Here is a 14,072-nt window from a genome sequence, read left to right on the forward strand (position 1 = left end):
ATTTTGCCAGCTTCGATGATTGAAGCTGGCCATTTGCTTTAAGGGTTGTATCTATGTTGGCGTTTTCTAAATGGTCTAAAGTCGTTAGCTTAAATGTGCTTATTACTTTAAGTTGTACTTCATTAAACGTATACAGTAATGAAACTGTATTTGATTCTCTTCCGAACAAGTCTTCATTGCTCGAATTAATGGGTAAATTAGAGTCAACGAAAGATCCTAAGTGTCATGCAACAGCGACACGTCTTGAAGGGCTTATTTACGGTACTCCTTTATCTGAAGAAGCGCGTTACGCCAAAACTGAATACCAGAAATCCTTAGTACGTACAATCTGGAAATTAGCAGCGACCCAAAACCCAAGTGTTGAGGTATTAACAAAAGAGCAGGTGCATAAAGCGTCCCAGTCTCTGTTTTCTGTCGAACAAACTCAAATTAATGATAAACCTGGCTGGCGTGTCATTGTTGATGATATTCAAGAGGAAATTACAACAAGAGACCAACAGCATTATGGTTCAATTGCTTATACATTAAGAGCAATGTTGGCAGTTGAGCAAGAGGTGTTACTTGATTTTGATGTAGAACTACCTAGCCTTTCTAATTCAGCAGCTGAAGAAGTTACTCATTTAGTTGACTTGATGACGTTAACGCTATTAAAAATATCTGACTTTACTGCGCGTTCATCAGATGAATATCAAATTACTGCATCTGTTGTTAATGATGTAAGCCATACTCTTCTACCTAATATACAACTTAACCAAGCTTCCTCGACTGAACTTACATCTTCAGCTTCAAGAAAAGCTGTCAGTTCAGGTCTGTTTATGGGACTTATAGACAAGAAAATTGCGGCTTTTAATCAATACAACGATGTTAATCAAACTCTTTTTGCGCGTAATCTTCAAGTTTATTTTGCTAAATTATCAATGCCAAAAGACGAGGTAGAAGCTAGGGAATTCAAGCAGTATTTTACTGAAGCAATGATCGCATTTTCTGGTACTTTATATTTAGATGCACAATCTAAAGCTGGTTCAAGTGTGATCATCGGTGAAAGTGATGTCGCAGCCTCAATTCATGGCTTATTGCCACACGAAGTTAATGAATATGAAGATGTCATTTTTTACCCCAATTATCCTAAAGAGCAGCAGGTAATTATAGAGTCTTACGATATGGATGCTTTTAGAGACTCAGGTTTGCATTGGACCTTCTTAAAAGAAGCATTAATTGATGCTGGTGATCTTGTTAAGCTAGAAGCAGACCCGTTTGCTGCAGAGCTACTCAGTGAAGCGATTGCACATTATGGTGTTTTGTTATTACGTAAATCTGGGGAGATGGGCAAAGAGTTAGAGATTAAAGAATTAAAATCGACATTAATCGTTAAGACTTATGAGGAGCTTAATCAAGATATTATCAATTATGCTGCATATAAGCCTACCAATGTTGCTCAAGCTCAAATTATTTCTGCAGATAGTCAGAAGCTGGCTTCATCGGATCGTTACTTCAATAATGTTACTGCCAGTAAAGGTGTTTTATCCGAACATCGCTCATCAGATTGGTTAAGCCGTCAACTCAGAAGCTATCTAGATAAAGATGAGCAAACCGGCATTATTACCATACCGCCTGCTTTCGGGGGCAGTGGTGTTGCAGCAGAAGATATTAATGGTGATGGTCTTACTGATATTTTAATTTTAAGCGGCTTAGGTAATAAATTATTTCTTAATCGTGGTGATAATTTTGAAGATGTAACCGAACAGTCTGGATTATTAAATGTTAGCCGCCGCGAAGGAAGTGAAAAAAGTGCAGGGGAGCCAAGGCAGCCATTAATTGCTGATTTAGACAACGATGGCGACCAAGATATTATTATTACTTATGTTGATGAACTACATCATGTATATCGGAATGATGGTGATGGTAAATTTGTAGAAGTAAGCTCGCTATCCAACCTTGGCGGCGCAGGTATGGTCGGTGGCCCAGCAACGACATTTGATGTGAATAATGATGGCTTATTAGATATTTACATTCAATATTTCGGTAACTATCTGAAAGGCGACTTACCTACATTAAAAAGGCGTAATGATAATGGTGGCAAAAATGTCCTCTTTATCAATAAAGGTGGTTTTAAGTTTGAAGAAGCTAAAAATGCCTTAGGCGCAGATAATAATGGTTGGGGACAGGCTGTTACCCATACAGATTTGAACTTAGATGGATGGCAAGATCTGATTGTCGGAAACGATTTTGGTGTTAATGCTTATTATATTAATAACCAAGGAAACGGTTTTGTAGACTATTCATCTAAAATTGGCACTGATAAACCTTCATACACAATGAACCTGAGTTTAAGTGACTTAAATCGTGATGGTATACCTGATATTTATGTATCGAACATTGTGACGATGAATAAGGATCAAAAATACGTCTTACCTAGTCAGGACACTCAAGCCGAGTTTAATCCTACTAAACTCGCCAACATGCGTGTGGTGGAAGGTAATGATTTATTTTTGTCGACTAAAAATGCGAAGGGAGCTTTAAATTACCAACACAGTGATCTTGTTGGGCGTGGTTATTCTTCGACAGGATGGGCTTGGGATGCAGATTTCTTTGACGTTGATAATGATAGTGATGATGATTTATACGTGCTAAATGGCATGAATGATTATTACGTATATTCGACAGATAATCCTTATTATGCAGATCCTCTGTCCGGCGAATCAATGAGTGTTGAATTTCCAGATGCAGCTAAAGCAAGTAATGTTTTCTTTTTAAACAGTGGTGGGAAATTGGATAATGTTTCAACGTTAAGTGGACTGGATCTTATAGCAAACTCTCGCTCTGCAGCATATTTAGATTTTGATAATGATGGTGACTTAGATGTGGTAGTTAATAACTATCATGATTCAGCTCAATTATTTGAAAACCAAGCTCAGAAGCTGGCAAATAACTGGCTAAAAATAAAACTTCAAGGTGCACCTGATTTAGGCGTTAACCTCGATGGAATTGGCGCACAGATAATCATTGGTACAGATGATGATACCTATAGTTGGCGTCAAGTCAGTGGCAGTCAAGGTTACATGTCTGTTCATCCTAAAGAGCAGCATGTTGGGCTCGGTAAAGCTCAATTGGCTAGAGTAGTGGTTATTTGGCCTAATGGTGAACGTCAGTCTTTTGAAAATGTCCCAGCAAATCGAAGCTATACCATTCGATATGCAAAACAACATCAAGTAGCGACTAAATAGTTTATTTTTTAGCTCGCTATTATCAGAGAGAGTGACATGATTTACCGGTTATCATTTATCGTTTTTTTGTTGAGTTCAGGCTTGATGAATCATAATGCTAAGGCAAATGACTTAGCATTAGATAAAACCCTATTAAGTATTTATGAAGCGCGAGAATCATGGTTTATTTCGCAAGGTATTGCCACTATAAAAAGCAAGCCAGAATACCTTAATGAATTGATAAATTCTGATTCTCCCTATTTACTCAGTCATGCATTGCAGCCGATAAATTGGCTGCCTTGGTCTCAATCTTTTGAGCAAAGTAGCAACAAGTCATCAAAGCTCATATTTGTGTCTATTGGTTACTCTACATGCCATTGGTGCCATGTCATGGCAGAAGAGTCTTTTTCCTCTTTGGAAATTGCTCAAATTCTTAATCAAGATTACACCAGCATTAAAGTTGATAGGGAACAATGGCCTTTAGTTGATAACCGTTTTAAGTCTGCTTTAGAAGTCTTGAAGGGTAATGCAGGGTGGCCAATAAATGTTGTGTTAACGCCAGACGGCAATATTGTTTGGATTGATTCCTATCTTACAAAAGACAACTTTAAAAACGTCCTGGCTGGATTGGCGAGGCGCTGGCAGCAAAAGCCACAAGCCATTTTAACCTTATCTAATCGTATAAAGCATCAACTGAAGAAAGATCTATATTATGCGGAAGTCGATAAACAGCATATTGCTTCGAGTTCTGTATTAAATACCGCACTACCAAAACAACATAAAAATATATTGAATCTATTGAAGGCTGAGTCAACTCAGAAGGGGCCTCGATTTTTAAGGGCCAATTGGTCATTAGGTCAACTCGACGAATATTTAAGAACTGGAGATAGAGCTTATTTAAACATTGTTGAGTCGCAAGTACGTAGCATTCTATTAAGCCCAACGTATGATGCTATTGAGGGTGGGGTTCATCGATATGCTGTCGATGGAAGTTGGCAACAACCTCATTTTGAAAAAATGCTTTATACGCAAGCTAATATGATGAGGGTATTATCAAAGTTATATGCCATTACTAACAAAAGAGAATATTTAACCGCATTAGAGCAAACTAATAGCTGGGTAAAACAATGGCTCAAGCAACCACATGGCTATGCTTCTGCTGTATCTGCCTTATCAGATGGCATAGAAGGCGCTTATTACCAATTGCCTCAGGGAGTCATTCAAATAGACACTCAAGCCAAAACATATTTTCAATATAATCGTGCAAATCACCTGGCTCCTCATACCTCCTTATTATCGCTTAAGACACTACCCGAAGACTGGCGAGCGACAGAGTTTGTATCAAAAGTACAATCTTATAGAGATATCGCTACTAAACCTCTCATTGATGAAAAAGTATTGGTTAGTTGGAATGCTTTATATGCCATTGCACTAATGGAAGCATTTACAGTTACTAATGATCAAAGGTTTTTCGTTCAAGCTGAACAATTAATTAATAGTTTATGGCAGCACTTTTTTATAGACGGACGCCTGTTTAGAAGTGAATTTTTAGGGAAAGTTAGTATTGAAGCACAATTTGATGATTATGCTATGTTCGCATTAGCACTTTTAAAATTGTCGTTTTATGAATCATGGCCAGAGATGGAGCAAGCATCAAGCGCTAAAGTTCGAGCCGATATACTGTTGAAAACGCTGGGTGATACATTAACGTCTAAAGCGAGCTTTAAAACATTGATGGCATTAAATACTGATGGTGAATTAGCTTCAATAAAATCCAATGTTTATGAGGCTTTTGTTAAGGGATATAAACTACTTAAAGAGCCAAGTTATAATAAGTTGTCTAGAAGTATTGCTAGTTTTGATGAAAGACAATTACATTTATTAGTCAATGAATATAACTTATCAAACCAACTTTCTGCGAAGGCCGCTCCTGTTAATGTTGGCCATGCATATTTTGCTAATGGCAATGGAAAAATTACACTCACCAAAAAAAATAACAGCATAACAGCAAATTTTGAACTGAAGCATGGCTGGCATATCAACGCTGATTCGGTGATGGATGAGCGTTATTTGCCAACTCAGTTAAGTATTCGACATTTAACTGAATATAACAGTGCTCAAATTGAAGTGACTTACCCTAAAGCAAAGTTGCAATCACTTAGCTTTTCAAATAAGCCTTTAAAATTGTTTGAAGGTGATTTTAGTATTCAGATGGATACAAGCAACTTAAACGTTATGAAAGAGCCTATGGTTATCATCAACCTTCAGTCTTGTTCCGATAAACTATGTTTATTACCTGAAACTCTTAATATCGTTGCAATATAATTGAGTAAATGGCGCTTGAACTTGCAGGGGTAGCTAAAGGGATGTAAGTGTTAACAAGAAAAAGCAAGCTTCAATTATGTCATTATTATTCACCACTTGGTGACTTAGGTTATTGAAATTAATTGATTCTTTCGTGGAAGAGAGTTTGAGGTTTTTTAGAGTTTTAATGATACAATATTGTCGGTTTTCAGCTTTGCTGCATCAAATAAACCCTTAAATCAACTTTAAAATGAGTATTAATATGAAAATTGCTGTAGCGGGTACGGGTTATGTTGGTCTTTCAAATGCAGTGTTGCTAGCTCAGCATAATACCGTGGTTGCAGTCGATATTGTGGAATCGAGAGTTGAGTTAATAAATCAAAATAAATCTACCATTGTTGATGTAGATATCGAAAATTATTTAGATTCAGTACCACTCAGTTTAACCGCCACATTAGATAAACAAAAAGCCTATTCCGATGCGGAATTCGTGATTATTGCTACGCCAACAGATTATGATCCAGAAACTAATTATTTTAATACTGGGACTGTAGAATCTGTCATTAAGGATGTTATAGCAGTCAACCCCAGTGCTGTGATGGTGATCAAGTCAACTGTTCCAGTAGGTTACACTCATAGTGTTAGAAAAAAATTTAATACTGATAATATTATTTTTTCACCTGAATTTCTTCGTGAAGGCAAAGCGTTACAGGACAATTTATATCCCTCAAGGATTATTGTAGGGGAACATTCTGAAAGGGCGAGTCAATTTGCGGCTTTGTTAGTTCAAGGGGCAAAAAAGCAAGATATTGAGGTTTTATTCACTGACTCAACTGAAGCCGAGGCAGTGAAACTTTTTTCAAATACCTATCTTGCGATGCGAGTTGCTTACTTTAATGAATTAGATAGCTATGCAGAAAGCCATGGTTTAAACAGTAGACAAATTATCGAAGGTGTAAGTCTAGATCCTCGTATTGGAGCTCATTATAACAATCCTTCATTTGGCTACGGTGGGTATTGTCTCCCTAAAGATACTAAACAATTACGTGCTAATTATGCTGATGTACCAAATAGCATTATTGGTGCAATTGTTGACGCTAACACAGTTCGCAAAGATTTTATCGCAGATTCGATTATTAAAGGTAACCCTAAGGTTGTCGGTATTTATCGTTTAGTGATGAAATCCGGTTCAGATAACTTTAGAGCATCAGCAATTCAAGGGATCATGAAGCGAATTAAAGCGAAAGGTATTGAAGTTATAATTTATGAACCTGTAATGAAAGAGTCAGTATTTTTTAACTCCAAAGTGATTTCTGATTTCGAAGATTTTAAACAGAAGTCAGATGTCATTATTGCTAATAGAATGGAAGATGTGTTGTCAGATGTACAAGACAAAGTTTATACACGAGATTTATTCGGTAGTGACTAATCCATGGTGATTTAATATGAAAACCAGCAAATTATGCTGGTTTTTTTTCCTTTTTTTTATTTACCTTCCTATGTTAAGTTCGGTTTTAGATTGAGTTATCTTTAATAAACCAAAGAAATTATAGTCGCCACGTAATGTTAATTGGACCTACTTGGTCTCGAATCAAGGGAACATATCATTATTTGAAATTGCCAATATAATCGGCAATAGGTTAGCTTTTATTATCAATTATAGTAAATCTTTGGTTACAAGGCTTTTTTATAGTTAGTAGGATCAGCTAATATTATTTTAATTAGGATTATTTCCAACGTTCTACAAAACCTAAGGATGGGTTATGCAAATTATTCACCATGGCGCAGTGACTGGCGTTACCGGATCATGTCATGAATTAAAAATTGATGCTGATAATAGTCTATTAGTTGATTGTGGCTTATTTCAAGGCGCCGAGACATCCGGTAATAGTAATCAACATCAACTTGCTATCGAATTCGATGTCAGCAATGTACAAGCTCTATTAGTGACTCACTGCCATATCGATCATGTGGGGCGAATTCCTTATTTACTTGCAGCAGGTTTTACAGGTCCCATTTATGCTTCAACAGCTACTGCGGCACTATTGCCCAAGGTGATTGAGGATGCGCTTAAAGTCGGTGTTACACGAAATAAAAACATGATTGAGGCTTGCCTTAATCGCCTAGCAAAACAACTGGTTGCAGTGCCATACCGTCAATGGCAATTATTAGCCGAAGTTGATACACATCAGGTAAAAATTAAATTCCAACCCGCAGGCCATATTCTAGGTTCTGCTTATATTGAAGTCGATGTATTACCATTAGTTGATAAAATCGACTCATCTTCTGTCTCAACAACTAGCCGTTCACACAATACATCTAATGAGGCTGAGTCGAACTCTTATTCTGAGTCGGGCAGTAGACTCGCATCAACATCTGTTTCAACCTATAAAACGCATATCAATTTTTCTGCCGGAGATACCGTTAAGGCTACTAAATCTAAACGGATTGTTTTTTCTGGTGATTTAGGCGCTACCTACACGCCCTTGTTGGCGGCGCCTCGTAGTCCATATCGAGCTGATGTAGTAGTGATAGAAAGTACCTACGGGGATCGAGTTCATCAAGGGCGTAAAGCACGTCAACAACAATTACAAACGGTGATAAAAAAAGCTATTGCAGACAAAGGCATTGTGATCATTCCCGCGTTTAGCATTGGTCGAACGCAAGAGTTACTGTATGAAATTGAACAAATCATTAGTCGCGGAGGTGACAAGCAACTTTCACAATTGGAGGTGATAGTTGACTCGCCAATGGCTGCCAAATTTACCGATCACTATAAAATATTCCAATCTTTATGGGACGCTGAGGCTAAGCGGGTGGTACGTCAAGGGCGAAACCCACTTGATTTCGATAGTTTGTATACCGTCAATTCCCATCAGGAGCATTTGGCCACTATTGATTATTTAGCTAAACGGAACAAAAGCGCGATTGTTATTGCAGCAAGTGGTATGTGCGCTGGTGGCCGAGTAGTCAATTATTTAAAGCGTTTTTTACCCGAAGCTAGCACAGATGTTTTATTTGTCGGCTATCAAGCTAAAGGTACTCCAGGTCGCGATATCCAGCGCTTTGGTCATTCAAATGGTGGCTATGTCATGCTAGATGGTCAAAAAATTGATATAGCAGCTAATATTCATACTATTTCAGGTTACTCAGCCCATGCAGATAAGGCTAATTTAGTTAACTTTATTAAACGTATTAGAGTTGGCCCTGAAAAAGTCATCATTGTGCATGGTGATGATGAGGCTAAAGAAAGTTTGAAAAAAACCTTAACCCCCTTGGTTGAAGAGGTCGTAATAGGCGTTTAGTTTGCTGATGTTAAGTGCGCTGGTGTTTAACGTATAGACTCTTATCTACTCTATTACTGACAGTTGCTGGCGTTAGAAAACACAAATTAAATTACTACATTCAGATGCTCCAAAGGCTTTAAGGGATGCATACTGCTCAGTTTAATATTAAGTTGGTGTGTTAAAATTCATATTATTTCAAGTAACTTTTCTGATGTTGATAAATCAAGATAAATTCAACAGCTAGCGTGTTTTTAGGGCTTAAGTCTCTAGTTATATAAGTTAAGCCTGTTATATTTATCCGATTTTATGCCAATATAACACGCTGTTTTTTGTTAAACTTTTGGCTTAACTTGTTGCGTTTTTGTTGTTGAGGGGGTGTCTGCAGTGTAAACTATTTATGTTTTAATTTTGCAGTTAACCTTAATTTCAATAAGGATAAAGTAATGAATATATCACGGATGATGTTTGCAGGCTTAGTGCTTGCTATTTCAGCCCCTGCAGGTGCCAATAACCTAGAGACTCATTTATCAGAAGAGCTGTTAGCATCTCAAGATTTTTCAAAAAAACAAGGTCAATATTTTTCTTCAAAAAGTAGTCCTACATCTCATCAAATAACATCGTTTTCAAGCCACATTGATTCAGTTGCTAATAATAAAAATCAATCAGAAATTAATGCTAATGGGCTTAGTTTTAGCGCTGCTGAGGTAGCAGATAAGAACTATGTATTGCTTGATGACACAAGAGAAGGTTATGTGCCTCGGGGCGCTGCTGTATTTAGATTCAATAGCGATGGTTCAGGGATTGCCGGTTTTGATGAGGCGTCTTGGTACGATGAAGATTCTCTTAATTGGTCTGTTGAAAATGGCAACCTTCACATAACAAGTATACCCAGAATAAAGGATGAATCTGATTGGGCTCCTTTTGAAAACATCGCTAGAGTTTATGGCCAAGAGATCGCAGATCATCTCATCGCAAAAGCTGAAGCTGGAGAGATATCTAATAACATTACCTATCAGGAAGAAGTATCTTTTGATGCAACGTTTGAAAAATTGAGTACTGAAGGTATTGTTTCAAGAATAAAAGGTACAGGCAGCGATGATTATAAACTTTTTGTTCCAGCTGAATGGGACTGGAATGTCGCAACAATAACTTCATCTGAAGAGTTTGATTTTGAAGAGAACTTATATACAACCACCAATAGTTTGTTTTCTGGTGAGAGCTTAGAAAGCCTCTCCGGTCAGTGGTTACTCGATCTATTCTCTGATTTTTTCTGGCTGGATGACACTAACCCACAATATGGTACTTTTGGTGAGCGCTTAACACTGAATAGTGATGGCTCAACCAGCAATGTGCATTCGGATAAAAATTTCGAATGGTCAATGGAAAATGGTGATCTAACTTTATTGAATATAGATACGAACACAAAGTTTGTGATCACACCGATTATAGAAGCTGGCAAGGCATTTTTTGCTTCCGTTAAACAATATGAAGGCTTAAATTTAGTTAGAGTTTTTGGAAGCTCTGTTGCAAAATTTGATAATACTTATAACCAGTTTACTGACAATATGGTGACAGAGTTACCTGAAATTCAGCTTCCTGGCATAAATCTCTCGTATTTAGATGCATGGGATGGTGATAAACCACAATTTGATCAAGTGTGGGGATATAAATTTTTAGATGATGGCACTTTCTATCGTGGTGTAGGTTCAACTTATGATGACGATGGAAATCCCAATTTTTATTTTGGTCAAAAGTGGGATTACTCTGTTGTTAGTAATGATGTAGAAGCTACTTATAATACAACAACCACATATAGGGAAAGGCATTGGGAAGTTGTTTCTGTAGATTCTAATGGTTTAGCTCTAGTTTTTGAGTATTCTTATTTGGGCTATGATTTTGATAATGACGGGGTTATTGTTCAAGAGGAAATCGGAAACTATATCCATCCAAGAATGAACTCGATGCAAGTGCTAGATTTAAGTTTATACCCAGAAGCTTGGGAATCATTGCCTGATGATGATGGTGATGGTTTAAACAATTATGAAGAAGAAGAATATGGCACTTCACCTACTGCTGCAGACTCTGATTATGATGGCGTAAATGATAGTGATGAAATATCGCTTGGTCTTAACCCTTTAGAGCTTGATTCAGATGGAGATGGTTTTTCTGATGGGTTTGAAATTGAGCAAGGTTCTGACCCTCTATCAAGCAGTTCCACACCCGCTTCATCTTCTATTAGCTTCACTGATGGGGAATTACATAATTCAACAGCCGTCTTGTTAAATGAAACGCATGATGATTTATTACCTCATTCGGGGATCACATTAGATTTCAACAGTAGTAATGCGGGTACCTATGGTACAGGCTGGTTAGAAAGCTTCTCAACAGGAGAGATGGCTTGGTCTGTGATAAATGGTCAACTGCAGATAGATTTCAACACTCCATCACTAACAAGTTTTAACTATTATTCTTATCCATTTACTGAAGTGGGTAATTTATATGGTCAAGATGTAGCTGATTGGCTAATCGAGCAGCATAATTTAGGTAATATTTATGATACTCAGATAGAGGAGCAAATTGCTACAGGAGATTCGGTCTTTACTAAACTAGGTATCGTTAATAATCAGTTGCAACTTGTTCATTCAACTGAGCAAGTTAAAACATTGGTATTTCCAGACGAGTGGAACTGGAGTGGTGACTTACCAACACACAGTAGTTTAAATGAAGAGGTTGTGACATGGGAAAGTACCATTAATAGCCTTTTAGTTGACACTAATGAAGCTGAGTTAGAAGGTAAATGGGCACTATTTTTACAGTATGACATCACTTATGGTGCTTATCGTGGTGGTGGAGAGTCGAATGGTCTTTATACCGAGGTTGTAGACTTACATTCAGATAATTCAGTTAGCTCAAGCATGTTAGGTAGCATGTCTACTTGGCAGTTGCAAAGTGACATGTTGGTTTTATCCGATGCTGAACGCAAGATAACAGTCACACCATTTAAAAAAGAGGGTAAAACTTACCTCGCTTTATATGAAGTCTTTGAAAATGATGTTTTACAAAGTGTTTATACTGCAAAACTAGCTAAGTTTGATAATAGCTACAGTACCTTTATCGATAATATTGCCACTCAATTGCCAGAAATGTATTTTTCAGGAATTAATTCTCATATACCCGAGCAGTGGGATGGAGAACAGTTGTTGCTTGAAAACGTTTGGGGTTATCAGTTCCGTGAAGATGGGACTATGCGACGTGGTATTGGTGGTGCTGTTGATTATGAAACAAATGAAACATTTATTAATCTAGACCAATATCAAAATTGGGCTTATACCATTAATGATAACGTGCTAGAAATGTTCATTGCTGGAGACAGTACCGTTGAACGTGTACGAACTTGGGATATTATTTCTGTTGACAGTAGTGGTTTAGCACTCGTTTTCGAGCGCTCAATATACAACAGAGATACAAATTACGATGGTGTTATTACTGAAGATGAGCGAGGCGGATACTTTATCGCCCCACGCTTCAATACGTTACAGTTATTTGATTTAGCTCAGTATGAAGATGAGTGGGCAGCTCTAGCTGATGATGATATGGATGGTCTTAATAACTATCAAGAAGTTGATTATGGGACCGACCTTTATAACAGTGATACTGACTTTGATGGCATATCAGATGGAGTTGAAGTCTTAGCAGGCTTAGACCCAACTGACCCAAGTGATGCCTCTGCGGATAATGATGGTGACGGTTTAACTAACGCTGAAGAAATTGCACTAGGTACAGATGTCAATAATGCTGATTCAGATATGGATGGGGTTAGTGATTATGATGAGTTTTTAGCTGGAACAGACCCATTAGATGCTAACGATACTCCAACTCCAGTGTTATCGCTTATGAATATCGCAGATATCAATAACGATGGATATATAGATGTACTAGGGTATTATCAAACTGATGATTCTTTATATATTGAAACGTTCTCAGGTAGTGACTACACACCAATTAATAACTTTGAAATGTTGTTTGATTTCGAGTCAGTTACTTTACATCTCCTAGCTGATAATAATGGTAACGGAAGTAACGAGCTTGGTATTTTTGGATATGAAACTAGCACCAACAAATACAAATTGCATGTTTATGACACTTCAAGTGGTAACAGGTTAAGCATCTTTACGTGGCCTGCGGTATTAGGTGATGTTACTTTCCAATCACTTGATGATCTTACTGGTGACAGCGTTGAAGAATACGCTATCAGTGGTGTGCACTTAAGTAATGGTACGAAGCAGTTGGTTGTTAAAGATGGCGCTACCAGAGCGAGTTATCAAACATTCAAATGGCCAAACTTATGGACTGATACTCAATTTGTGACTATGAGCGATATAACGTTTGATGGTGTACCTGAAGTGGCACTATATGGGCGTCATACTCGATTAGATAAGGGGCAATTGTTTATCTATGATGGTGCTGATTCAAGCTCTAAAGTTGATGTCTATAACTGGAATAAATTATGGTCTAATATTCAACTCATCAAAATGGATGATGTAGATGGCGATGGGACTATTGATTGGGGTCAGTTTGGACAACGAAAAGATGATGGACGTTATCAATGGCTAATAAAAAAAGGACATGATAAACGTGGTGTTATCCGTACCTTTAGTTGGCCTAATGATTTGACTGACGTAAAACCATTATTAGTGGCAGATAGAACTGGAGACAATCTTCGTGATGTGGCTGTATTTGGTGAAAACCCTGATAATGGTAAAGTCTTTTTACGCATTAACGATGGTAAGCTTGCAAATACCCGAATAGCTAACTTTAGTTGGCCAGCAAATTGGAATAATGTTCAAGTCGTCGAACTTGGCGACTTGAATGCTGACAACTTTAATGAGTTTGCTTTAATAGGGTTTAATAATGCTAATGGTAATGTTCAGTTGGTCGTTAAAAATGGACTGGACACAACTGAATTAGGTCGATATACACTTGCTGGACACTGGAGGGATATTTCAGTGACTAGCTACGAAGATCTTGGCTCACAAGTTGTTGCAATTAAAGGGGTGGATGAAGATTCACTTTCTAGCGTCGTGACATTGCTAGATTCTACGCTCGAGTTTATTGAGTCTTATACAATTCAATAAATTTTATTAATCACAAATAAAAGGGGCATTTGCCCCTTTTATTTSATGGATTAATAAAATTTATTGAATTGTATAAGACTCAATAAACTCGAGCGTAGAATCTAGCAATGTCACGACGCTAGAAAGTGAATCTTCATCCACCC

The 14,072-nt window shown here is 37.4% G+C and carries 5 protein-coding genes; all 5 read left to right on the plus strand.

Annotated features, from left to right (window positions below):
• Positions 1–53: 53 nt before the first annotated feature.
• The 5 genes from FNZ24_RS08540 to FNZ24_RS08560 all read left to right on the plus strand — a co-directional run bounded on the left by FNZ24_RS08540 (position 54) and on the right by FNZ24_RS08560 (position 13,929).
• A complete protein-coding gene (locus FNZ24_RS08540) occupies positions 54–3,224 on the plus strand; it encodes a CRTAC1 family protein (protein WP_153914066.1) in 3,171 nt (1,056 codons plus the stop codon).
• 84 nt (positions 3,225–3,308) lie between these two features.
• Positions 3,309–5,528: a thioredoxin domain-containing protein gene (locus FNZ24_RS08545; RefSeq protein ID WP_228768423.1), complete on the plus strand. Its 2,220-nt coding sequence runs from the start codon at positions 3,309–3,311 to the stop codon at positions 5,526–5,528.
• A gap of 241 nt (positions 5,529–5,769) precedes the next feature.
• Entirely contained in the window at positions 5,770–6,936 is a 1,167-nt protein-coding gene (locus FNZ24_RS08550) for a nucleotide sugar dehydrogenase (protein ID WP_153914068.1), read from the plus strand.
• Positions 6,937–7,270: 334 nt separating this feature from the next.
• On the plus strand, positions 7,271–8,812 hold the full coding sequence (locus tag FNZ24_RS08555; protein ID WP_153914069.1) for an MBL fold metallo-hydrolase RNA specificity domain-containing protein: 1,542 nt from the start codon (positions 7,271–7,273) through the stop codon (positions 8,810–8,812).
• 425 nt (positions 8,813–9,237) lie between these two features.
• A complete protein-coding gene (locus FNZ24_RS08560) occupies positions 9,238–13,929 on the plus strand; it encodes a thrombospondin type 3 repeat-containing protein (protein ID WP_153914070.1) in 4,692 nt (1,563 codons plus the stop codon).
• Positions 13,930–14,072: the final 143 nt, after the last annotated feature.

Origin of the sequence: Shewanella sp. TC10 (genome assembly GCF_009663145.1) — a bacterium.
GTDB lineage: Bacteria > Pseudomonadota > Gammaproteobacteria > Enterobacterales > Shewanellaceae > Shewanella.